Here is a 22328-nt window from a genome sequence, read left to right as displayed (position 1 = left end):
ACCGCAACAATGCATATGCAGCAGGCGGCATGCCGGTGTGCACAACGGGCAGGTAGTGCTGCCTGAGCCCGCTCCTTATATCATTTTAACGAATTCTGCACGCATGCGTGGCCTTCTACCCGCTGAAGCCGCGGCGCTTGCGAGCCTCAACTGCACCGGACGTTCGATATGCCTCCCAGAAAAGTACTCTTTCTCGCCTCTGCCAACCACGATGCCGGCCTGACCTCCATGGCACTCGGCCTGGCCCGCGCCCTGCAGCGCGAGGGGCTGAGTGTCGCGTTTTCCAAGCCGATCAGCCAGTCGCCGATCGGGGCGGGTGGAACGAGCGACCCATCAGTCGCCTTCGCGCGCGATCTGTGCAAGCTGCCGATCACCGGGACTCTGCCGCTGTCACGCGCCAAGGATCTGGTCGCGGCTGGCGAGATGGACGGGCTAATGGACGAGGTCGTGGACCTGCTGGACGAGTTGAACGGCGATCACGACATTCTCGTCGTCGAGGGCCTTGTCGCGGTCGAAACCGACACGCTCGCCCTGCCCGTGAACGCCGCGATGTGCCGTGCGCTCGGCGCGGACCTCGTGCCCGTGGTCAACGCCAACCGCCCCTCCGCGGACGATATCGGAGATCTCGTTCGGCGGGTCGCCCGCCAGTTCGGCAATGCCGAGGACTCCACCGATGTCGATGACGGCTATGCCGGCATTCTCGTCAACAAGGTGCCCGAGGATACCGACCCCGACGAATTGCACGGCCTCATGCAGGCCGATCTCGGGCCCAATCTGCCCGTTCTGGGCACGATCCCGTTCGACCCCAGCCTTTACGCGCCGCGCCTGCAGGAAATGATCGACGCCCTGCACCTGACCGTCGTGAACGAAGGCGCCATGGCCGCCGGGCGTGTCAGCGATGTCGTGGTGGCCGCCCGTTCGGTCGAACTCGTCCTGCCGACCCTGACAAACGGTTCGCTGCTTGTCACTCCGGGCGACCGCGCCGATATCTGCCTGGCCGCCGCGCTCGCCTTCCTGAACGGGACCCGTCTGGCGGGCCTGTTGCTGACCTGTGGAAATTGTCCCGATGCGATCGTGACCCAGACCATGAAGCCCGCGGTGGAGGCCGGCCTGCCGATCTTCCTGTCCAATGACGACACCTACCACGTTGCGGCGCAGCTCGCGAAGCTGGACTGCCATGTCAGCGCCGATGACAGCCACCAGATGGAGCGGGTGATCAACTTCATCGCCGACCGGATCGACGTATCCTCGCTGTTGACGCGGATCGGCACGCCGACCCGGCCGCTTCTTTCGCCCTCCGCCTTCCGCCACCAGCTGGTGCAGCTGGCCCGCGGCGCGGATCGCCGGATCGTGCTGCCCGAGGGGGAGGAGCCGCGCACCATCGCCGCGGCGATCAAATGTGCCGAGAAGCAAATCGCCCGATGCGTCCTGCTCGGCGCTCCCAACCGGATTGCAGGCAAAGCCGCGAAGTTGGGCCTGTCGCTGCCGTCCAATCTCGAGATCATCGACCCGGCCTCGATCCGCACCCGCTATGTGGCGCCGCTGCTGGAAATGCGCAAGCACAAGGGGCTGACGCTCGAACAGGCGCAGGAGCAACTGGAAGACACCGTCGTGCTCGGCACCATGATGGTGACCGAGGGGCATGTGGACGGGCTTGTTTCCGGCGCCATCCACACCACTGCCGACACGGTGCGCCCGGCACTGCAACTCATCAAGACCCAGCCCGGCGCCGGGATCGTCTCCAGTGTGTTCTTCATGCTGATGCCGACCGAGGTGCTGATCTATGGCGACTGCGCGATCAACCCCGATCCGTCGGCGCAGGAGCTTGCCACCATCGCGATCCAGTCCGCCGAGACCGCCATCGCCTTTGGCATCGAGCCGCGCGTGGCGATGATATCCTATTCGACCGGCGGCTCGGGTACCGGCTCGGACGTGGAAAAGGTGCGCGATGCAACCCGTCTGGCCCAGAGCCTGCGCCCCGATCTGCTGATCGACGGCCCGATGCAATACGACGCCGCCTCGGTCGAGAGCGTCGGCCGCCAGAAGGCCCCCGACAGCGCCGTTGCCGGTCGGGCGAACGTGTTCATCTTCCCCGATCTCAACACCGGCAACACCACCTACAAGGCCGTGCAGCGCTCCGCCGGCGTGATCAGCGTCGGCCCAATGCTGCAAGGCCTGCGCAAACCGGTGAACGACCTGTCGCGCGGCGCGCTGGTCGAAGACATCGTCTACACCATCGCCCTCACCGCCATCCAGGCCGGCACCCAGGACGCCCCGGCGATTTCCGCCGCACAGGCAGTTTGACGCAACACCCCGCCCGTTCTTCTCGGGCGGGGTGCTCTGCCCCTGCTCGATCTTGCGACCTTTCTTTCGGTGCAAGAGAAAACCGCCAGCAGATCCGCGGCAACGGCGTTCAGGCTCAAGTAGAGCGGATACGCCCCGGCAACCGCGAGGTCATTGATGGTTCCATGCACGGCAATCGAGCCAATGGGACCGCCGGAAATTTCCAGCGGCTTGAAGGTGAAACCGTCGGTGGTGAACATGATCCTCTCGCCGGGAAAGGAAAGCGCGACGGAATCGGCGGAGGTGTCCAGCGTGTCATTCGGCAGGTGACGGGTGAAGACCTCGTCGATCAACTCGCGCATGAACCGCCCGCCATTACCGTGGGCAGCCAGTCTGTCCCGACGTTCAATCTCCCGCAGCAGCACAAGCCCGGCATTTGAGCTCATATCAGAGCCGTCGAAGCCAGGCAGGATCGGTTTGCCATTCACCGGCGAGAGGGTAGATCTTTCATGGTGGGGGTGTGCTCCTGAAAACCAACTTTCTGCTTTCGCCAAACAAAAAATAACTGTTTTCAGAATGTTACGAAACCCCCACCGCCTGATCGTGAATTTTCCGGGAGAGAATCTCAGGCACGCGCCCTTGGCCACGGTGCCGGCCGCGGCAATGGGAAAGGCCCCGGACAATAACTCCGGCAACGCTCCGGAAAGCGTCCCGATTTCCGGGGCTGTCTTCGTCACGCGGCAGGCGCCGTTCTTTCGCGCGATCTCCGTCACCTGTTCGAGCGGGCGTCCACTTCCAACAGGTTCCTTGCGCATCGGAACGGCAAGGCGCATGCACTGTGCCTTGCCGTCTTGGAACCCTGATCGTCGTTGCGATATGTGCAACTTACCTACGCTCGCCCGCGGACTGACGCTTTGTGCCTTCCATAGAGGCACGATCAAAGGCCAACAACATGATAGGACAAGGCGCGCGGAACGGATACGGCCACACCGGCGGGCCCAGGCCTATTCCGATTTCTCCCGATAGCGCTCGTGGCAGGCCGCGCAGGTCTTTCCGATCTGGCCGAAAATCTGCCTGGGCGGCATCTCGGCAAGCTGTTGAACCTGCGCGTCCACGACAAGACCTTCGGCGTCCGCGCCCGCAGACAGCGCAAGCGCCGACGCGTAAATCTCCAACTGGCGGGCGAGGGTTTCGAAGTTCTCCCACTCTCTCCAGATGGTCCCGGTCGCCTCCGAGGGCATCCCGCCCGAGCCCTTCGGGAACTTCGAGGTGATTTCGCCCCCGGCGTGGCTGGCGATAAGCTTCGCGCCATCCGCCACCGCCGCAGCGTCATACGCCGTCTGGCCTTTCATCATCGGCGCCAACATCTTCATGACTTTCGCCATGGCCGACATGTCGTCCATACGTTCCTTCACGATGCCGGTGGCGCCGCCATGGGCCAGCGCCCCAGCGGCGATGCCGGAAACGATCAGGGTCGCGGCCAGTCGAATTCCCTGTCTCAAGTCAATTCCCCATATCGGTCTGCAACCTGTCGAACCGGCGCGCGCCACGGCGCGGCAGTCATTGCCCTGCGTTCTCCCAGCACAACTTGAGCACATGACGCAGCGACAAGACAAGGTTCACGGGAAATCGCGTTGAGAAGAGACCACGCCTTTGGAGCCGACCTAAGCCGTGGCCACCCGTTCCTCGCCCTGTTTCCAGACACGCGCGCACCGACCAGCGGCGTCGAGCAACACCAGATCCGCCGGAGCCCCCGACCGAAGGGAGCCAATCCGCTCGGAAAGCCCGATCACACGCGCGGGAACCGAGCTCGCCATGGCGAGGGCCGCCGCCTCCGAAATGCCCAAACCGGCAACGTTCCGAATGGCGGTCGGCAGGTCGAGATCGGCCCCGGCCAGCGTACCATCGGCCAGCGTCAGGCGCCCCCCCTGCCGCTGGATGGTCCGGCCGTTCAGGGTAAAAGCCTCCAGATCCGTGCCCGCCGGCGCCATTGCATCACTGACGAGATAGACCCGCTCCGCGCCTTTCTTGGCGGCAAGCGCAACCCGGATCGCTTCCGGGTGCACATGGATGAAATCGGCGATCAGGCCAAAGGACAGCTCGGGGCGCGCAAGCGCCGCGCCGACCATGCCGGGTTCGCGGTGGCCAAGCTGGCTCATCGCGTTGAACAGATGGGTCACGCACTGCGCCCCGTGATCGGCGGCGGCACAGGCGGTGGCAAAATCGCAATCGCTATGCCCGAGCGACAGGATCACGCCGGCATCGGTGAGCCGCCGCATCTGCTCCATCGACACGTTCTCGGGTGCAACCGTCACGAACAGAACCGGCAGGCGCCGAGCGGCCTCTGTCAGAAGCGCCATGTCCTGCTCCGTCATCGGCCGGATCAAGGCCGGATCATGCGCCCCCTTGCGCGCGATGGACAGGTGCGGACCTTCGAGGTGCAGCCCGACAATGCCCGGCACGCCCTGCGCGATTGCCGCCTCGACGGCATCGATGGCCGCGCGGGTGATCTCCGGCGTGTCGGTGATCAGCGTGGGCAGGATGGAGGTCGTCCCAAGCGAAAGATGCGCCTGGGCAATGATGCGAAGGGGCTCGACCGACGGCGCGTCGTTGAACATCACGCCGCCGCCGCCATTGACCTGAAGATCCACGAGGCCCGGCGCAAGCGTTCCGCCTTCCATCGGGATCGGCTGGTAGCCGGTTGGAATATCGGCCTCTGGCACAATCCCGGCGATCCTGCCGTCCGAGACCAACAGCCCGGCATTGTCGTGAAACCCGGAGCCGTCAAAGATCCGCGCCCTCAGGAGGGCGAATGGCGAACTGGTCATACTGTTTCCGTCACTTTCTTGAGGTGCCGCGGCGCGTCGGGATCGATGCCCAGCCTGGCCGCGAATTGCTCCACCATCGCATAGAAGGACACGATGAGGCTGACCGGATCGGTGAGCGGATGCGCCGTGCGGATATGTTCGAGCCTGCGGGCGTTCTTCGCCTGTGCGGAGGTCACGAAGACATTCGCGCCCATCGCGGAGAGGTTGTCGGCGATGCCGGTCACCGCGGTTTCGGCCGCATCGGCGGCGGCGAAGCACAGAACCGGGAAGCCCTCGTCCACGATCGAAACCGGCCCGTGCAGCACTTCGGCGGAGGAATAGCTCTCGGCGTGAAGCTGACAGGTTTCCTTGAACTTGAGCGCCGCCTCGTTGGAGATCGCCCAGGACGGCCCGCGCCCGAGCGTGAAGAGCGATTCCTCCAGCCCGATTGAATCGCAAACCTCTGACCAGTCGGTCCGGGTCGCCCCATCCAGCAGGTCGGGCAACCGGTAGATCGCCCGGCGCAACTCCTCGTCCTGCTTCCACTCCGCCAGCAGCATCAGCCCGGCCACGATGGAGGTGACGAAGGTCTTGGTCGCGGCGACGCTGCGTTCTGGGCCGGCATGGATATCCAGCGTGTGATCGCAGGTCTCGGCCAGCGGCGAATGCGGGTTGTTGGTGATCGCCACCGAACAGGCCCCGTCGCGCCGCGCGGTGCGGGCCAGCTCCACGATGTCGGGGCTCTTGCCCGATTGCGACACGGCGATGCAAAGCGCCCGGTCCAGCTTGAGCCGGGCCCCATAGATCGAGGCGACCGAGGGGCCGACCGACGCGAAGGGCAGACCAAGCGTCAGTTCGGACACGTATTTCAGGTAGCTACAGGCGTGATCGGAGGAGCCGCGCGCCACGGTGATGGCAAAGGCCGGATCGCGTTCCCTAATGGCATCGGCCGCCGCCCGCACCGCCTCCGGAGCCTCCAGCAGCCGTTCGACTGCTTCGGGGATTTCGCGGATCTCGCGCCGCATCTGGGAGTCTGGTGCTTGCATGGCTGATCCTACTTGGTTGCGAGTTGCAGTTCCGCCACGAAATCATAGGCGTCCCCGCGATAGGTTGATCTGGTGTATTCGACGACCCGTCCATTCTGGAGATAGCTGGTACGCTCGATCTTGAGCCCCGCATCCTGCGGCTTGAGCCCGAGAAGCTCGGCTTCTTCCTCGCCAAGATTGATCGCCGAGATCTTCTGCAACGCCCGGACCGGGTGGTTGCCGGAGCGTTCCAGCACCTCGTAGAGCGAGCGGTCGACGGATTGCGGGTCGGGCAATATGTCGAGCGGCAGCGAGGCCCGTTCGATGGCCATTGGCCGGTTTCCGGCCATCCGCAGGCGCGCCAGCCGCGCCACGGAATCCCCCGAGGACAAGGCCAGCGCGACGACCTCCTGCGGCGAAGGCACGAAGACGCCCCGCTCCAGCCATGTCGCGCGCGATTCCAGCCCACGGCGCGCCATGTCCTCGGTGAAGGAGGTCAACCGGGAGAGCGATTGTTCCACCCGGCGACCAGTCTCCGCACCGGTCACGAAAGACCCCGCGCCCTGCCGTTGCACCACGATCCCTTTGCCGACCAGTTCGTGGATCGCCTTTCGCACGGTCACGCGGGACAGGCCGGTGAGGCTGGCAACCTCGCGCTCGGGCGGCAACGGGCCTTGAGCGGGGAAGATGCCGGTCGCGATACCCTCCTCGATCCGCTTGCGCAGCCGCACGTAGCGCGGGCCGACCATCGTCTCCATCCACGCGCCGGGGTCGAGGAATTCGGCAACGTTCATCTTGCCCCCTCCAGCAAGCGCGCAGCCAGTGTCAGCGCACCGTCGAGCGCCGTGCCGCGCGGCGGCACATGGCTCAGCCCCAGCCAGCGCGCATAAGAGGGACCAAGGCCGCCCGTCAGGCAAAGCGGCTCGCCCGGCTGCCAGCCAAGCCGATCGAGACCGCGGCGGATATAGTCCGCGCCTTCGATCATCAACCGCGTGGCAAGCGGATCCTCCGCCTGCGCCGCCTCGACCAGTTCGCGGGCATTTCGGGCATAGTCTGCGGGCTGCGCCTGCAGCGAGAACCGCACCACGTCGCCGGCCTCCCTGCCATGCGCGTCGAACAGCGTTTGCGCGAAGGGCGTCATCTCGGCCAAACCGTCCAACGCCAGCATGAGTTCCTGGTAAGCGCGATGCATCAACCATGCGCCAGAGGCCTGATCGCCGAGACGAAAGCCCCAGCCCCCAAGCCCAGAAATCTCGCCCGCTTTCTGGCAACCGATGAAAGACCCCGTCCCGATGGCCGCGACCGCGCCGTCGACATCGCCCAGCGCCCCGGCAATCGTTGTCTGGCGATCTTCCGTAACAGCGACATGCGCCAGCGGCAGGGAAGCGGCAACCTTATCGGCCATTTCAGGACTCTGCACACCAGCGAGGCCAATATGGGCAAAGCCCTCTTCCAGAGCCTCTGTCGGCAGGCCGGCTTTCGCCGCAACGGCATCAAGGGCGGAGCGGATTGTCGCGATTGCCCCCCGAAAATCCGTCGACACATTGGCCGGGCCATGCTGTACATCATAACGCCGCCCAGCGGCCAGCAACGCCGCGCGGCAGGAGGTGCCACCACCATCGACACCAATCAGCAAGGGGGGTCGGGACTCAACCATGGCAATACCTATATAATACCTTTCAACTCCCGAAAAGCCCTCTTGTCGTCCATCCGCACCACCGCCAGTCAAGCCTTGGAATATCGATCTAAAAAGAGCTGAAACATTGAACCTCGAGGTTCGGCAATGCATCATTTTTCCGGGCCACACTTTCGTCACACCGGAAAAATGGTAGACAATAGGTATTGAATAGGTATCGTATCGAGAAAGCACGCGACAGGAGAGAATCGCATGCCGCTGCCCGCAACGGAACATCTCCATCCCGACGCTCCCGGCCTGGACACACGGCCGCTCGGCGAGGTTGCGACCCTTCTGCTCGAAGGGCAACTCGCCGCCCTTCAAGCCGTTCGCCCGGCGCTTGATGCGATTGCGCAAGCCGCCCGTCTCATGGCGGAAACCCTGCGCAACGGTGGCACGTTGAGCTATGTCGCCGCCGGGTCCTCCGGCCTGATGGCGCTCGCGGACGCCGCCGAACTCGGCGGCACGTTCGGCATCCCCGCCGACCGGATCCGGTTTTCGATGGCCGGAGGCGTGCCAGTCACGGCGACCATGCCGGGCGACACGGAAGATGACAGCACCGCCGCACAGGCAGCCGCCGCCGAAACGCGGCCTGGCGACCTCGTGATCGCGCTCAGCGCCAGCGGCAGCACGCCCTACCCGCTCGCTTATGTCGCCGCAGCCCGCGAAAAGGGCGCGCGCGTCGTCGCGATTGCAAACAACCCCGACACGCCGCTGCTGCAGGCAGCCGATGTCGCGATCTGCCTGGCAACCCCGCCGGAAGTGATCTCGGGCTCGACCCGACTTGGCGCCGGCACCGCCCAGAAAACGGCGCTCAACATCGCCTCGACCCTGATGGGCATCGAGCTTGGCCATGTGCATGACGGCATGATGGTCAATCTCGTGGCCGATAACGAAAAGCTGCGCGGCCGCGCGGCCGGGATCGTCTCCCGGATCGCCGGCGTCCCGGAAGAGACCGCCCTGGCCTGCCTCGACCGCAGCGGAGGCGCGGTCAAACCGGCGGTCCTGCTTGCCGCCGGCCATTCCGAGACGGAAGCCACACAGGCACTTGCGGCAACACACGGGCGGATCCGGGACGCGCTGTCCGATCTGCAGACAAGAAAAACCAACTGACCCAACAAGGAGAAACCGAAGATGACCAAGAAGATCACCTGCGCGGCCCTGCTTGCCTCTACGGCACTCGTGGCGGGCTCGGCGATGGCCCAGGATGTGACGCTGACCATCGAGAGCTGGCGCAATGACGACCTGACACTCTGGCAGGACAAGATCATCCCCGCTTTTGAGGCCGCCAACCCGGGCATCAAGGTCCAGTTCACACCTTCGGCGCCGGCCGAGTATAACGCCGTTCTGAACTCCAAGCTCGATGCGGGTTCCGCAGGCGACCTGATCACCTGCCGTCCCTTCGATGCCTCGCTCGCGCTCTACGACGCCGGCCACCTGGTGGACCTGAACGACCTCGCCGGCATGGCCAACTTCTCAGACGTCGCCAAATCCGCCTGGCAGACCGATGACGGTTCGGCAACTTTCTGCGTGCCGATGGCCTCCGTGATCCACGGTTTTATCTATAACAAGGAAGCCTTCGACGAACTGGGCATCGAAGCTCCGGCGACGGAAGCCGAGTTCTTCGCCGCGCTCGACAAGATCAAGGAAGACGGCACCTATATCCCGATGGCCATGGGCACCAATGATCAGTGGGAAGCCGCAACCATGGGCTACCAGAATATCGGCCCGAACTACTGGAAGGGCGAGGAAGGCCGGCTAGCGCTGATCAAGGGCGAGCAGAAGCTCACCGACGCCCAATGGGTTGCCCCCTACGAGCAACTCGCCAAATGGGGGGCCTATCTGGGCGACGGTTTCGAAGCGCAAACCTATCCCGACAGCCAAAACATCTTCACCCTCGGCCGCGCCGCCATCTACCCGGCCGGCTCCTGGGAGATCTCGGGCTTCAACACACAGGCCGATTTCGAGATGGGTGCCTTCAAACCGCCGGTCGTGAATGCGGGCGACACCTGCTACATCTCCGACCACACAGATATCGCCATGGGCCTCAACGCAGCCTCGCCCAATGCTGAAGCAGCCCGGACCTTCCTCGACTGGATGGGCACCGAGGAGTTCGCCACGATCTACGCTAACGCGCTGCCGGGCTTCTTCTCGCTCAGCAACCACGACGTGCCGATGGAAGATCCACTGGCGCAGGAATTCGTTTCCTGGCGCGGCGAGTGTGAATCGACCATCCGCTCGACCTACCAGATCCTGTCGCGCGGCACGCCGAACCTTGAGAACGAGACCTGGAACGCCTCCGCGCAGGTGATCAAGGGCGCCGAGAGCCCGGCCGACGCCGGTGCTCGCCTTCAGGAAGGCCTTGCCAGCTGGTACGAGCCTCAGAAGTAACAGGCTGCAATCGGGGCGCCCGGTATCCCGGGCGTTCCGCCAGCCGGGAGTTCGGGAGCCTCCGGCAGGGATATTTCAAGAAAGATGATGGCACCCGGGTTATCGCCATGATTAGGGTCGGGACTGTTCGAAGCCCTTTGATCATCTTTCCTCAAATATCCCCGCCGGAGGCGTTGAAAGGCCAGCCAGGAGGCAGACCGTTCATGCTTTTTCAATCAACATCAATCAAGGTCGCAGTCGCGGTACAGGCGGGGACGCCGATGATCGCGAAAGGTGATGGCACTCCGGCGCCTTGGCTGGAGCCGGAGTGTTTCGCCCATGTCTGAGCCCCGTTCCTCCCGAGTTCGCTGGCATGTCCTCGTATTCCTTGCCCCTGCAGTCATCGTCTACACGGCGGTGATGATCTTCCCACTGTTCAATACGTTACGGCTTGCGCTCTTCACCGAGATCGAGCAGCAACGGGTCTTTGTCGGCCTTCAGAATTTCTACACGCTTTTCGGAGACGCGATCTGGTCTGAGCAGTTCTGGAACGCGCTCGGAAACAATTTCTGGTTCTTCTTCATCCACATGTTGGTTCAGAATCCGATCGGAATTCTGCTGGCGGCGATCCTCAGCCACCCGCGCCTGCGCTTTGCGCATCTCTATCGCTCCGCGATCTTCATTCCGACAATTCTCAGCTTCGTGATCGTGGGGTTTGCCTGGAAACTGATCCTTTCGCCAATCTGGGGCATCGCTCCCTCGATGCTCGACGCGGTCGGATTGAAATCCCTCTACGCCCCCTGGCTCGGCAAGGAGGAGTATGCGCTGACCACGCTGGCGCTGGTTTCCGTCTGGCAGTTCGTCGGCATCCCGATGATGCTGATCTACGCCGCGCTCCTGTCGATCCCGGAGGAGATCCTGGAGGCCGGCGAATGCGACGGCATCACCGGCATGTCGGCTTTCTGGAAGATCAAGCTGCCGTTGATCCTGCCCTCCATCGGCATCATCTCCATCCTGACTTTCGTTGGCAACTTCAATGCGTTCGACCTGATCTACGCCGCGCAGGGCGCGTTGGCGGGGCCGAATTTCTCCACCGATATCCTCGGCACATTCCTCTACCGGACCTTCTTCGGCTTCCAGCTCCAACTGGGTGACCCGCATATGGGATCCGCCATCGCGACGGCCATGTTCGTCATCATCCTGATCGGCGTCTGTATCTACCTCTTCGGTATCCAGACGCGGTTGCGCCGCTACCAGTTCTAAGGGGATGACCATGAACAAGGCCCGCCGCAGCCCGCTCAACACCGCCGCAGCCCACGCGATCCTGCTGGCCTACACGCTGATAGCGCTGTTTCCGGTCTTCGTGATCGTCATCAACTCCTTCAAGACCCGCAAGGCAATCTTCCGCGAACCGCTCGCCCTGCCCTCATCGGAAACCTTCTCGACCATCGGCTACGAGACGGTGTTCAAACAGGGGGATTTCTTCCTCTACTTCCAGAACTCGATGATCGTGACGGTCTGTTCGCTCTTCTTCATCCTGCTCTTCGGAGCGATGGCGGCCTTCGCGCTGGCCGAGTACCGCTTCAAGGGCAACACGCTGATGGGGCTCTACCTCGCGCTCGGCATCATGATCCCGATCCGGATCGGCACTGTCGCCATCCTCGAAATGATGGTGGCAACCGGGCTGGTGAACACGCTGATGGCGCTGATCCTCGTCTATACCGCGCAGGGTCTGCCGCTCGCCGTTTTCATCCTCAGCGAGTTCATGAAGCAGGTTTCCGATGATCTGAAGAATGCGGGCCGGATCGACGGGCTCTCGGAATACACGATCTTCTTTCGCCTCGTCGTGCCGCTGGTACGCCCGGCCATGGCAACGGTTGCCGTGTTCAACATGATCCCGATCTGGAACGACCTGTGGTTCCCGCTGATCCTCGCGCCTGCCGAGGCGACCAAGACACTGACGCTTGGGTCGCAGGTCTTCATCGGGCAGTTCGTGACCGACTGGAACGCGGTGCTCTCCGCGCTCTCCATGGCGATCCTGCCGGTCATGATCCTTTACGTCATCTTCTCGCGGCAACTGATCCGCGGCATCACTTCGGGAGCTGTCAAATGATCCGCACCCTCATCGCCGGGCTCGGCAATATGGGGCTGAGCCACGCACTTGCCCATCACCACCATCAAGACAGCGAGATTGTCGGCCTTGTCGACCGGTCGGGCCGCAGCCTGCCCGACGATCTCGACGGATACCCGCGTTTCGCCAGCTTCGAGGAGGCGCTGGTGGCCACGAAACCCGATCTCGTGTGCATCGCCACCTATTCCGACAGCCATGCGGACTATGCCGTGGCGGCAATGGAAGCCGGCGCGCATGTCTTTGTCGAGAAGCCGCTGGCAACTACCGTCGCGGACGCGCAACGGGTGGCGGACACAGCGGCAAGGTTGGGAAAGAAGCTGATCGTTGGCTATATCCTGCGCCACCACCCGTCCTGGATCCGGCTGATCGAGGAAGCCCGTTCCCTCGGCGGGCCTTATGTCTTCCGTCTCAACCTGAACCAGCAATCCGACGGGCCGACATGGGAGACGCACAAGCAGCTTATGCAGACCACCTCGCCCATCGTCGATTGCGGCGTGCATTACGTGGATGTCATGTGCCAGGTGACCGATGCCGCGCCGGTGCGCGTTCACGGGATGGGGCTGCGGCTTTCCGATGAAATTGCCGAGGACATGTATAATTACGGCCAGTTCCAGGTGATCTTCGCCGATGGCTCCGTCGGCTGGTACGAGGCTGGCTGGGGGCCGATGATGTCCGAGACGGCGCATTTCGTGAAGGATATCGTCTCGCCCAGGGGCGCGGTCTCCATCGTGACGCTCTCGGACCACGATTCCGATTCCGTGGAGGGCCACACCAAGGTCGGCACGCTGAAGATCCACCGCGAAGGCGGCGATGAGCTGGTAGATTTCCCCGGCGAGCCGGGCCACCAGGAGCTGTGCGACGCCGAACAGGCTTTCGTGCTCCGCGCCATCGCACAAGATATCGACCTCGCCCGACACGCCCAGGACGCGGTGCAATCGCTCCGCATCTGCCTTGCCGCCGACGAAAGCATCCGCTCCGGCCGCGCCATCGACCTCTGAAGGAAACGCCGATGACCGCCCTGAAACTCACCAATGTCTGCAAGTCCTTTGGCAAGACCGAGGTGCTCCGCAATATCGACCTCGAAGTCGAGGAAGGCGAGTTCGTCGTCTTTGTCGGCCCGTCTGGCTGCGGCAAGTCCACGCTTCTGCGAGTGATCGCCGGGCTGGAAGATGCCACGCAAGGGACGGTCGAGATCGGCGGCGAGATCGTCAACCAGGTGCCGCCGGCAAAGCGCGGCATCGCCATGGTCTTCCAGTCCTATGCGCTCTACCCGCACCTGACGGTCGAGGGGAACATGGCGCTGGCGCTGAAACAGGAGGGGCAATCCAAGGCGCTGATCGCGGAACGGGTTGCAATCGCCAGCCGGATGCTCTCGCTGGAGGACTACCTTGCCCGCCGCCCGTCGGAGTTGTCGGGCGGCCAGCGGCAACGGGTCGCCATCGGCCGTGCCATCGTGCGTGAACCCAAGCTGTTCCTGTTCGACGAGCCGCTCTCCAACCTCGATGCCGCGCTCCGGATGAACACGCGGATCGAGATCGCCCGTCTGCACCGGCAGCTCCACGCCTCGATGGTCTATGTCACTCATGACCAGACCGAGGCGATGACGCTGGCAGACAAGATCGTTGTGCTGCGCGATGGCCGCGTGGAGCAGGTCGGCTCGCCGATGGAGCTCTACAACAACCCTGCAAACCAGTTCGTCGCCGGTTTTCTCGGGGCGCCGTCGATGAATTTCCTGCCGGCGGAACGGATTGGCGGCGCGGCGGGCCTCACCATCGGCATTCGACCCGAACATATCCAGCTCGACGGCGCGGGGCGCGCCTCCGGCAAGGTTACCCATGTCGAAAAGCTCGGGGGCGATACCAATGTTCTGGTCGACCTGGGCGATGGCCACGTCGTGACGGTCCGCCTCTTCCGGCAGCATGACGTAGAAGCCGATACGGTGGTGGGGATCGATTTCGACGACACCGACAGCTTCAGCTTCGATGCCAACGGTGCCCGGATCTCCTGAGCGAAGCACGAAAGCAAAGACAACATTTCAGGGCATTAACCTTAACCGATGTTAAGGCTCATGCCGGAAGCAAGAACGCAGGGAACCGGTCTAGGCTGCACCAAGCGCTTCAGCCGTCATGACGGCCGGCGCAGGACGCTTTCGCTTCGCGCTCAGCTATCGCCCAGCGGGATCACATCCACCGATTGCGTCGTCTGCTGCCCACCGGCAATGCGCATCACGCCCTTGACCGGCGCCACGTCGGAATAGTCCCGTCCACGGGCGATCACCACGTGGTCATTGGCGACGTCGAGCGCGTTGGTCGGGTCGTATTCGACCCAGCCGATCCGCTCCCCGCACCAGGCGCGCACCCAGGCATGCATGGCATCGGCCCCTTCGAGACGCGGCTGCCCCTCGGGCGGAACGGTTCGCAGGAAGCCGCTGACATAGCCGGCCGGAATGCCCATCCCGCGCAGGCAGGAGATCATCACATGGGTGAAATCCTGGCACACCCCCTCGCGCCGCTCGAACGCGTCGATGGCCGGCGTGTCAACCTCGGTCGCCGTCGGATCAAAGGTGAAGTCCGCATTGATGGCGCGGCCGAGGCTGTGGAACATTTCCAGCACCGATTCCGCTCCGCGCGCGGCCTTCTGCCCATAGGTGGTCATGGCTGGATGGAGCGTGATGCGCGGGCTGTTGCCGAGAAAATGATGCGGCGCTTCCGAAGCGAGCGTGGCTTGCGCCGCGATTTCCCGCGGCAGGTCCTCGGGGCGCGGGGAGATGTCGATCTTCTGTCCCCCCACCATCCGTTCGACCCGGCAGGACATCTCGAACCGGCTTTCGGTATGCGGGCTGTCCAGCGCCACTTCATCCGTCCGGTTTCCGAAAAAGTCGACGCTCTGGCGCCACTCCACCGGGTCCGGCTCCACGAGGAGGCGACTGGAGTCCAGCCGCTGTTCGCCGGGGATCGACGACGGCATCAGGCGCAACAGGTGCCGCCCCGCAGTCGCCGCCACCGGGTAATGATAGGTCACGCTCATGCGGATATCGTATTGCATGTCCCCCCCCCTCAGCTCAGATAGGCCAGCGTGAGCTGGTCGGAAATGCCGGACAGGTCGTCCACCAACCGCTCAAGATCATTCCTGCCGACCGTCTCCGGCAATTGCAGCGCCAGATCCGTGCGCGCACGCAGAACCGCCCGGGTCAGCGGCGTCATCTGCCGGTGCTGCCCCGTGCCCGGCAGGTGCGACAGGTGCTCCTCGATATCGCCGAGCTGGCACAGGATCGAGCGCGGGTTCAGCTCGTCCAGCGCCAGAAGGTCGATCACCGTGGCCCGGCTCGTGGCCACCGTGTAGCGCCGGTGGTGGGTCATCACGCTGTCGGCGATCTCCACCGCCATGTCCAGCGCGCCGGCGGGCGCCGACGGGTCGGCGAAATCCGCAAGACATTTCGTCATGGTCACCGCCCGCTCCACCGCGCGCCCGATCGACAGGAAGCGCCATCCGGCAAAACGGTACATGTTGTCATGCACAAGGCCCGAGAAGCCGTTGAGCTTTCGGATCAGCACGCTCATCGCGCTCGCGGCATCGTCGCCCGGCTGCACGCGTTCGGCGAACTCGCACACCGTCCGCGTCAGGTCCACCAGCGCCAGGGTTCCGTCGACCGAGAACCGGTCGGCCACCTTCCCGGCCGAATTCAGCGCCGCCGATACGGAATCGACCAGCTCGCTGGGCACCGCTTCCACGCTGGAGCAGCCGAGGTTTTCGAGATAGCGCGCCGCGAAGAGTGGAAGCGGCGCATCCGGCATCTCGCTCTCGGCCAGCCGCGCATGATGCGCCCTGAGCACCCGGACAATATGTTCGGACCGCTCGACATAGCGCCCGAGCCAGAAAAGGTTATCGGCCGCGCGGCTTGGCAAGGCGCCGGGCGGAGTGCGCTCGAACTTTCCAACCGTATCGGCCAGCGTGTCGGAAAGCTCCGTTTGCCGGCTGATCACCCAGACATCGGCCACCTGCCCGCCTTCCTGCATGGCAATGGCCGAGCTGTCTTCCGAACTTCCGATCCGCGCGAACCCGCCCGGCATGGCGGTCCAACCCTTCTCGGTGCGTGCGAGGAAGACGCGCAACGTCATCGGGCGCGGCACGAGCTTGCCGTCGATCAGCGCCGGCGCGGTGGAGAGATGCACCTGCTCCTGCGCCACCAGCGACGCGCCTCGCCGTTCGATCCAGGCATCCAGTGCCGAGGGCGGCGGTGTCACCCCGTCCGTTTCGTGGGCCAGCCCCGTCGCCCAGGACGAACTGAAGAGCATCCCGCTTGAGTTCGCGCGCACATGCGCCCGCTCGCTCTCCTGGCCGCACCACCATGTGGCGACATTCGGCATCCGCAGCGGACGTCCGTCGAGCAACTCGCTCAGGCGCGGCAGGAAGGCCATCAACGCGCGCGTCTCCAGAACGCCCGTGCCAAGCGCGTTGACCATGGAGACATTGCCCGACCGGATCGCCCCCAGCAGCCCCGGCGTGCCCAGCTGCGAGCCCTCGTTCAGCTCCAGCGGGTCGGACCATTGCGCGTCCAGCCGCCGCCAAAGGACCGAGATCGGCTGCAACCCGTCGATCGTCCGGATCATCAGCTCGCCATTCTGAACCGTCAGATCGTCGCCTTCCAGCAGCGTGAAGCCGAGATAGCGCGCGATATAGGCGTGTTCGAAATAGGTCGCGTTCATCGGTCCCGGCGTCAGGATACCGACCCGCCCCTGGTGGCCGGGTCGCAGATCCATCAGACGATCGCGGAACTTGCGAAAAAAACCGGAGAGACGTGTCACGTTGGCGCCGACGAAAATGTCCGAATAGACGCGTGTCGTGGCAATCCGGTTTTCCAGTGCGAAGCCCGCGCCCGAGGGCGCCTGCGTGCGGTCGCACAACACCCACCACTTGCCGTTCGGCCCGCGCCCGATGTCAAAGGCGATGAAGTCGAGGAAATGCCCTTCGCGCGGTTTCACACCGACGAGCGGGTGCAGCCATTCCGGGCTCTCCGCGATCAACGAGGCCGGCAGGTGACCTTCCGCCACCAGCCGGTTCTCGCCGTAAAGATCGGCCGCGAGCTTCTCCAGAAGCTCGGCCCGCTCGATCAGGCCGGCGGCGATTTCGTCCCACTCATCCTCGGCGATCAGCAGCGGCACATGGCTCAGCGGCCAGTCGCGGTTCGTCGGATCCTCCGGACCGTAACGTCGGAAATAGACCCCCGCATCGCGCAGGTAGCGGTCGCCATGCGCGATGCGCTCGGCGAGCCGCCCTTCGGGCATCGCGGCCAGCCGCTTGACGAAGCCCGCCCAGACAGGGCGCACCTCGCCATCCGGCCCCAGAAGCTCGTCCGGCACCCCCTCCTGCGGCACGTAGCCAGACAGGAATTCATCGAGCGGACCCTCGCCCTGTGACTGTGACTGCATCCGCCCCCTGGTCCCTAGATTCCCGGCGCTCTCCTCAGATCGAGCGTCATCGGGAATTCCCTATGGGGCAATTCGGCCGGGGGCAAGTAGGCACCGCCCTTGTGCCCATGCGGCTCGAACCGCGCCAGGCGGCGTGCCTGGGCCTCGTTGCCATTCACCGGGAAGGTCTCGTAATTGCGCCCGCCGGGATGGGCCACGTGATAGGTACAGCCCGCAAGCGCCCTGCCCGTCCAAGTATCGAAGATGTCGAAGGTGAGAGGCGCATTGACCGGCAGGACCGGGTGCAGCGCCTCGGGCGGCTGCCATGCCTTGAACCGAAGACCGGCCACGGAGACCCCGCTGGTGCCGGTGGCCTGAAGCGGCAGGCGACGCCCGTTGCAGGTCACCGCGTAGCGCTCCGGATCGGTCGTGGTCAGCTGCGCCTGCAGCCGCTCCACCGAGCTGTCGGTGTAGCGCACCGTGCCGCCGATGGCGCCGGTCTCGCCCAGCACATGCCACGGCTCCAGCGCCTGACGCAGCTCCAGATGCACGCCTTCGGCCTCGACCTCGCCACAGAAGGGGAAACGGAACTCGGCCTGCGCCTTGAACCAGCCGGGATCCATCTCGAAGCCGTGATCCTTCAGGTCGCGCAGGACGTCGAGGAAGTCTTCCCAGATGAAATGCGGCAGCATGAACCGGTCATGCAGGCGCGTGCCCCACCGGATCGGCGCCCCGTGCACCGGGTTCTGCCACATCCGTGCGATCAGTGCGCGGATCAGCAATTGCTGGGCCAGCGACATGCGCGGATCGGGCGGCATCTCGAAGCCGCGGAACTCGATCAGGCCAAGCCGGCCGGTGGGGCCGTCGGGCGAATAGAGCTTGTCGATGCAGATCTCGGCGCGGTGCGTGTTGCCCGTCACATCGATCAGGATATTGCGCAGCAGCCGGTCGGTGAGCCACGGCATCGGCACATCGCCATGACCCGGCGGGTGGATCTGGTCCAGCGCGATTTCCAGCTCGTAGAGGCTGTCATGGCGGGCCTCGTCGATGCGCGGCGCCTGACTAGTCGGGCCGATGAACATGCCCGCGAAAAGGTAGGACAGCGAGGGATGCCGCTGCCAATGCAGCAGCAGGCTCTTGAGCAGATCCGGACGGCGCAGGAAGGGGCTGTCCAGCGGCGTGGAGCCGCCGACGACCACGTGGTTGCCGCCACCGGTACCGCAATGGCGCCCGTCGATCATGAACTTGTCGGCGCCGAGGCGACACTGGCGCGCCTCGTCATAGACGGCCTCGGTGATCGCCTTGCAATCCTCCCAGCTATGGGCGGGGTGGATATTGACCTCGACAACGCCCGGATCGGGAGCGACGCGGATCACGTTGATACGCGGATCGTTGGGCGGCGCGTAGCCCTCGATATGGACCGGGATCTGAAGATCCTCCGCCGCCTGCTCGGCCGCCGCGACCAGTTCGAGGTAATCCTCGATCCGCTCGGTGGGCGGCATGAAGATGCAAAGCCGCCCGTCGCGCGGCTCGATCGCCATCGCGGTGCGCACGACACCGCCCGAGAGAGCATCCATCGCGTTGCGCTCCTGGGCGGGTGCGCCGGCGGTGAAGGTGCCCTGCTGCCGGTGCCCCGGCGTCACGTCCGGCTCTCCCGGCTCGCGCTCGCGGCCTTCGATCTCGTAGACCGGCAGGTCGCCCTCCTGATTGGCCGGATCGGGCGGGAAATGGAACGGGTAGCTGCCCGCGGAAATATGCGGCAAGGCCTCCAGCGGCAGGCGGTAGCCGACCGGGCTATCGCCGGGAATAAGGTAAAGTTTCCCGCGCCTTGTACGCCAAAGCTCGGAGATCCATCCGCCATGGGCCTTGGTCTGCCAGCGTTGCACCGGCAGCACCATGCCCGAAGGTTTCGTCAGCCCGCGCTCGAAGACGCGCGCGATGCGATGGCGCGCCTCGGCATCCTTCAGCTTGGAATTGTCCGGACTCACGTTGTCGGGAAGGTTGGCCTCCCGCAGGATCCACTCCGCCGGGTCCTCATAGGCCGGCTGCACGTGATCGGGATCGACCTCGATGCTCTCGGCGATATGGCGCAGCACGGCCTCGGCCTGTTCCGGTCCGACCTTGGTATCCTGCTTTTCCTTGGCGATCAGCTCCGGGTTGCGCCAGATCGGTTGCCCGTCACGGCGCCAGTAGAGCGAGAAAGTCCAGCGCGGCAACGTCTCGCCCGGATACCACTTGCCCTGCCCGTAATGCAGGAAGCCGCCGGGCGCGAACCGCTTGCGCAGCCGCCGGATCAGGTCATCGGCCAGCCCGCGCTTCATCGGGCCGACGGCAGCGGTGTTCCACTCGTCGCTCTCGTAATCGTCGATGGACACAAAGGTCGGCTCGCCGCCCATGGTGAGCCGCACGTCGCCCTCTTCCAACTGGCGGTCCACCTCCTTGCCGAGCTTGTCCAGCTTCTCCCAGCTATCCTGCGGGAACGGCTTGGTGATGCGCGGATGCTCGGCCACGCGGGTCACGGTCATGTCGAAATCGAACTCGACCTTGGCATCGCTGGCCAGGCCCGTGATCGGGGCCGCGTTACGGTAATGCGGTGTGGCGGCCAGCGGAATGTGGCTCTCGCCCGTCAGCAAACCGCTCGTCGGGTCCAGCCCGATCCAGCCCGCGCCGGGGATATAGGCCTCGCACCAGGCGTGAAGGTCGGTGAAGTCGTGATCGGTGCCCGAGGGGCCGTCGAGCGCCTTCAGGTCCGGCTCAAGCTGGATCAGGTAGCCGGAGACGAAACGCGCCGCGATGCCCAGGTGACGCAGGACATTGACCAGCAGCCAGGAAGTGTCGCGGCAGGAGCCCTTGGCGAAGGCCAGCGTTTCCTCCGGCGTCTGCACGCCCGGCTCCATGCGGATGACGTAGTCGATCATCTTCTCCAGCCGCATGTTCAGTCCGACGAGGAAATCGACCGTGGTCTCCTCGGGGTTGAACTCAATGCTGGAGAGCAGACGGCGCAGGCGCGGCCCCGCCTTTTCCGGCTTGAGATAGATCGTGAGGTCTTCGGTCAGCTCCTCGGGATAGTCGAAGGGCAGATGCTCGGCCCGTTCCTCGACGAAGAAGTCGAACGGGTTGTAGACCGTCATGTCGGCAACCAGGTCGACCTCGATCTTCAACTCCCGGACGGGCTCGGGGAAGACAAAGCGCGCCATCCAGTTGCCGTAGGGGTCCTGCTGGTGGTTCACGAAATGCTCGCTGGGCGAGACCTTGAGCGAGTGGGAAATTACCCGGGTGCGGGAATGCGGCGCAGGGCGCAGGCGGATAATCTGGGGACCCAGCGTGACGGGCCGGTCGTACTTGTAATGTGTCAGGTGGTGAATTGCGGCCTTGATGCTCATTTTCGCTCCATGCGGTCGACTTTGGTCCAGTGCAAACACAGCCGCGCCGGCCATGCGAGCGGGATTCGCCGAAATCGGTGATTTTCGCGGCCTTTCCGGAGGCACCCGGAATGGGTCGCCCATTTTTGTGGCAAAATTAAAACAGACCCGCCCCACCGGCGATCCGCCCCAAAACGTGCCCTGCGGGCGCGGATCGGAAACAGCCGTTCCGGGCTGAGACATGCTTGCGTCGCTTTTCGTGCGAAAGACAGCGCATTTTCGCTTTCGGGCCTTTCTGCATCGCGGCATTGATAGCGCAACCGAGCAGTCCTTTCCCGGAGAGCCTTCCCATGTCGCGTTTCGCACTGACCGTAAAATGCCCGTCCGCCCGCGGGATCGTCGCCGCCATCTCGACCTTCCTGGCCGAGAACGGGTGCAACATCCTCGATGCGCATCAGTTCGACGACATGCAGACGGAGAATTTCTTCATGCGGGTGTCGTTCGACAGCGAGAAGGGCGCCACCATGGAAGAGCTGCAGGCGGCCTTCCTGCCCGTGATCGAGCGGTTCGGCATGGAACATGCCTTCCATGATGCCAGCGAGAAGATGAAGGTCATCATCATGGTCTCGCGATTCGGCCATTGCCTGAACGACCTGCTCTACCGCTGGCGGATCGGCGCGCTGCCGATCGACATTGTCGGCGTGATCTCGAACCACATGGACTACCAGAAGGTCGTGGTGAACCATGACATCCCCTTCCACTGCATCAAGGTGACGAAGGAGAACAAGCCGCAGGCCGAGGCGCAGCAGATGGCGATAGTCGAGGAGTCGGGCGCCGAGTTGATCGTGCTGGCGCGCTACATGCAGGTGTTGTCAGACCGGATGTGCCAGCAGATGTCTGGCCGGATCATCAATATCCACCACTCCTTCCTGCCCTCCTTCAAAGGGGCGAACCCCTACAAGCAGGCCTATGAGCGTGGCGTGAAATTCATCGGGGCGACCTCGCATTACGTGACCGCCGATCTCGATGAAGGCCCGATCATCGAGCAGGATATCGTGCGGGTCACCCATGCACAGTCGGCCGGGGATTATGTCTCGCTCGGCCGCGACGTGGAGAGCCTCGTTCTCAGTCGCGCGGTCCACGCCCATATCCACCACCGGGTTTTCCTCAACGGCAACAAGACGGTGGTCTTCCCGGCCTCGCCCGGCAGCTACAAATCCGAGCGGATGGGTTGACCCGAAGGGCGCTCGCCGCCGGCCGGAGGCCG

The 22328-nt window shown here is 64.3% G+C and carries 17 protein-coding genes; 8 read left to right on the top strand and 9 right to left on the bottom strand.

Features of this window, described 5'->3' with window-relative positions:
- Nucleotides 1-168 precede the first annotated feature (168 nt).
- Complete coding sequence (gene pta / locus AX756_RS16425; protein WP_068313929.1) at nt 169-2304, top strand: phosphate acetyltransferase; 2136 nt, start codon at nt 169-171, stop codon at nt 2302-2304.
- On the opposite strand, the gene AX756_RS26745 is transcribed toward pta, so the two are convergent.
- From AX756_RS26745 to AX756_RS16395, 6 genes are all read right to left on the bottom strand, one after another.
- Nucleotides 2229-2645, bottom strand: coding sequence for an AIR synthase related protein (locus AX756_RS26745; protein ID WP_331457772.1), 417 nt, complete (start codon nt 2643-2645; stop codon nt 2229-2231). The genes pta and AX756_RS26745 overlap by 76 nt on opposite strands.
- Before the next feature lie 642 nt (nt 2646-3287).
- On the bottom strand, nt 3288-3785 hold the full coding sequence (locus AX756_RS16415) for a c-type cytochrome (RefSeq protein WP_068313921.1): 498 nt from the start codon (nt 3783-3785) through the stop codon (nt 3288-3290).
- 162 nt (nt 3786-3947) lie between these two features.
- Nucleotides 3948-5111: an N-acetylglucosamine-6-phosphate deacetylase gene (gene nagA / locus AX756_RS16410; RefSeq protein WP_068313918.1), complete on the bottom strand. Its 1164-nt coding sequence runs from the start codon at nt 5109-5111 to the stop codon at nt 3948-3950.
- Nucleotides 5108-6136 (bottom strand): SIS domain-containing protein, encoded by a 1029-nt coding sequence (locus AX756_RS16405; RefSeq protein ID WP_068313915.1) that lies wholly within the window; start codon nt 6134-6136, stop codon nt 5108-5110. The genes nagA and AX756_RS16405 overlap by 4 nt, the downstream gene beginning before the upstream one ends.
- A gap of 8 nt (nt 6137-6144) precedes the next feature.
- Complete coding sequence (locus tag AX756_RS16400; RefSeq protein ID WP_068313912.1) at nt 6145-6909, bottom strand: GntR family transcriptional regulator; 765 nt, start codon at nt 6907-6909, stop codon at nt 6145-6147.
- Nucleotides 6906-7772 carry a glucosamine kinase nucleotide-binding domain-containing protein gene (locus AX756_RS16395; RefSeq protein WP_068313909.1) on the bottom strand — a complete coding sequence of 289 codons (867 nt, stop codon included), beginning with the start codon at nt 7770-7772 and terminating at the stop codon, nt 6906-6908. The genes AX756_RS16400 and AX756_RS16395 overlap by 4 nt, the downstream gene beginning before the upstream one ends.
- Nucleotides 7773-8003: 231 nt before the next feature.
- Between AX756_RS16395 and AX756_RS16390 the strand changes: the two genes are divergently transcribed.
- The 6 genes from AX756_RS16390 to AX756_RS16365 all read left to right on the top strand — a co-directional run bounded on the left by AX756_RS16390 (nt 8004) and on the right by AX756_RS16365 (nt 14299).
- Nucleotides 8004-8903, top strand: coding sequence for an N-acetylmuramic acid 6-phosphate etherase (locus tag AX756_RS16390; RefSeq protein ID WP_068313906.1), 900 nt, complete (start codon nt 8004-8006; stop codon nt 8901-8903).
- 21 nt (nt 8904-8924) lie between these two features.
- Nucleotides 8925-10181, top strand: coding sequence for an ABC transporter substrate-binding protein (locus AX756_RS16385; RefSeq protein WP_068313902.1), 1257 nt, complete (start codon nt 8925-8927; stop codon nt 10179-10181).
- A 318-nt stretch (nt 10182-10499) separates the two neighbouring features.
- Nucleotides 10500-11423 carry a carbohydrate ABC transporter permease gene (locus AX756_RS16380; RefSeq protein ID WP_068313899.1) on the top strand — a complete coding sequence of 308 codons (924 nt, stop codon included), beginning with the start codon at nt 10500-10502 and terminating at the stop codon, nt 11421-11423.
- A 10-nt stretch (nt 11424-11433) separates the two neighbouring features.
- Complete coding sequence (locus AX756_RS16375; protein ID WP_068313990.1) at nt 11434-12273, top strand: carbohydrate ABC transporter permease; 840 nt, start codon at nt 11434-11436, stop codon at nt 12271-12273.
- The gene (locus AX756_RS16370) at nt 12270-13289 is read left to right on the top strand and encodes a Gfo/Idh/MocA family protein (RefSeq protein ID WP_170307696.1); all 1020 of its coding nucleotides are present in this window, start codon (nt 12270-12272) and stop codon (nt 13287-13289) included. The genes AX756_RS16375 and AX756_RS16370 overlap by 4 nt, the downstream gene beginning before the upstream one ends.
- An 11-nt stretch (nt 13290-13300) precedes the next feature.
- Entirely contained in the window at nt 13301-14299 is a 999-nt protein-coding gene (locus AX756_RS16365; protein ID WP_068313896.1) for an ABC transporter ATP-binding protein, read from the top strand.
- Nucleotides 14300-14451: 152 nt separating this feature from the next.
- Here AX756_RS16365 and AX756_RS16360 read toward each other — a convergent pair whose 3' ends face one another.
- Genes AX756_RS16360 through AX756_RS16350 form a run of 3 tightly spaced genes read right to left on the bottom strand, consistent with a single transcriptional unit; the run spans nt 14452 to nt 21082 of the window.
- Entirely contained in the window at nt 14452-15336 is an 885-nt protein-coding gene (locus AX756_RS16360) for a transglutaminase family protein (protein ID WP_068313893.1), read from the bottom strand.
- Nucleotides 15337-15347: 11 nt separating this feature from the next.
- Nucleotides 15348-17720 carry a circularly permuted type 2 ATP-grasp protein gene (locus AX756_RS16355; RefSeq protein WP_068313890.1) on the bottom strand — a complete coding sequence of 791 codons (2373 nt, stop codon included), beginning with the start codon at nt 17718-17720 and terminating at the stop codon, nt 15348-15350.
- Nucleotides 17721-17734: 14 nt separating this feature from the next.
- Nucleotides 17735-21082 carry a transglutaminase family protein gene (locus AX756_RS16350; RefSeq protein ID WP_068313986.1) on the bottom strand — a complete coding sequence of 1116 codons (3348 nt, stop codon included), beginning with the start codon at nt 21080-21082 and terminating at the stop codon, nt 17735-17737.
- A 329-nt stretch (nt 21083-21411) separates the two neighbouring features.
- Here AX756_RS16350 and purU point away from each other — a divergent pair, with 329 nt between their 5' ends.
- Nucleotides 21412-22296, top strand: coding sequence for a formyltetrahydrofolate deformylase (gene purU / locus AX756_RS16345; RefSeq protein WP_068313887.1), 885 nt, complete (start codon nt 21412-21414; stop codon nt 22294-22296).
- The last annotated feature ends 32 nt before the right edge of the window (nt 22297-22328 follow it).

This window comes from Aliiruegeria sabulilitoris (assembly GCF_001558155.1).
In the GTDB taxonomy this organism is placed as follows: Bacteria; Pseudomonadota; Alphaproteobacteria; order Rhodobacterales; family Rhodobacteraceae; genus Tropicimonas; species Tropicimonas sabulilitoris.
This window is presented reverse-complemented; position numbering and strand designations above follow the sequence as displayed.

Bases quoted from the DNA above. Each gene is read 5' to 3' on its own strand.
- pta (WP_068313929.1), top strand. From the start codon at position 169: ATGCCTCCCAGAAAAGTACTCTTTCTCGCCTCTGCCAACCACGATGCC.
- AX756_RS26745 (WP_331457772.1), bottom strand. From the start codon at position 2,645: ATGCGCGAGTTGATCGACGAGGTCTTCACCCGTCACCTGCCGAATGAC.
- nagA (WP_068313918.1), bottom strand. From the start codon at position 5,111: ATGACCAGTTCGCCATTCGCCCTCCTGAGGGCGCGGATCTTTGACGGC.
- AX756_RS16405 (WP_068313915.1), bottom strand. From the start codon at position 6,136: ATGCAAGCACCAGACTCCCAGATGCGGCGCGAGATCCGCGAAATCCCC.
- AX756_RS16400 (WP_068313912.1), bottom strand. From the start codon at position 6,909: ATGAACGTTGCCGAATTCCTCGACCCCGGCGCGTGGATGGAGACGATG.
- AX756_RS16395 (WP_068313909.1), bottom strand. From the start codon at position 7,772: ATGGTTGAGTCCCGACCCCCCTTGCTGATTGGTGTCGATGGTGGTGGC.
- AX756_RS16390 (WP_068313906.1), top strand. From the start codon at position 8,004: ATGCCGCTGCCCGCAACGGAACATCTCCATCCCGACGCTCCCGGCCTG.
- AX756_RS16385 (WP_068313902.1), top strand. From the start codon at position 8,925: ATGACCAAGAAGATCACCTGCGCGGCCCTGCTTGCCTCTACGGCACTC.
- AX756_RS16380 (WP_068313899.1), top strand. From the start codon at position 10,500: ATGTCTGAGCCCCGTTCCTCCCGAGTTCGCTGGCATGTCCTCGTATTC.
- AX756_RS16375 (WP_068313990.1), top strand. From the start codon at position 11,434: ATGAACAAGGCCCGCCGCAGCCCGCTCAACACCGCCGCAGCCCACGCG.
- AX756_RS16370 (WP_170307696.1), top strand. From the start codon at position 12,270: ATGATCCGCACCCTCATCGCCGGGCTCGGCAATATGGGGCTGAGCCAC.
- AX756_RS16365 (WP_068313896.1), top strand. From the start codon at position 13,301: ATGACCGCCCTGAAACTCACCAATGTCTGCAAGTCCTTTGGCAAGACC.
- AX756_RS16360 (WP_068313893.1), bottom strand. From the start codon at position 15,336: ATGCAATACGATATCCGCATGAGCGTGACCTATCATTACCCGGTGGCG.
- AX756_RS16355 (WP_068313890.1), bottom strand. From the start codon at position 17,720: ATGCAGTCACAGTCACAGGGCGAGGGTCCGCTCGATGAATTCCTGTCT.
- AX756_RS16350 (WP_068313986.1), bottom strand. From the start codon at position 21,082: ATGAGCATCAAGGCCGCAATTCACCACCTGACACATTACAAGTACGAC.
- purU (WP_068313887.1), top strand. From the start codon at position 21,412: ATGTCGCGTTTCGCACTGACCGTAAAATGCCCGTCCGCCCGCGGGATC.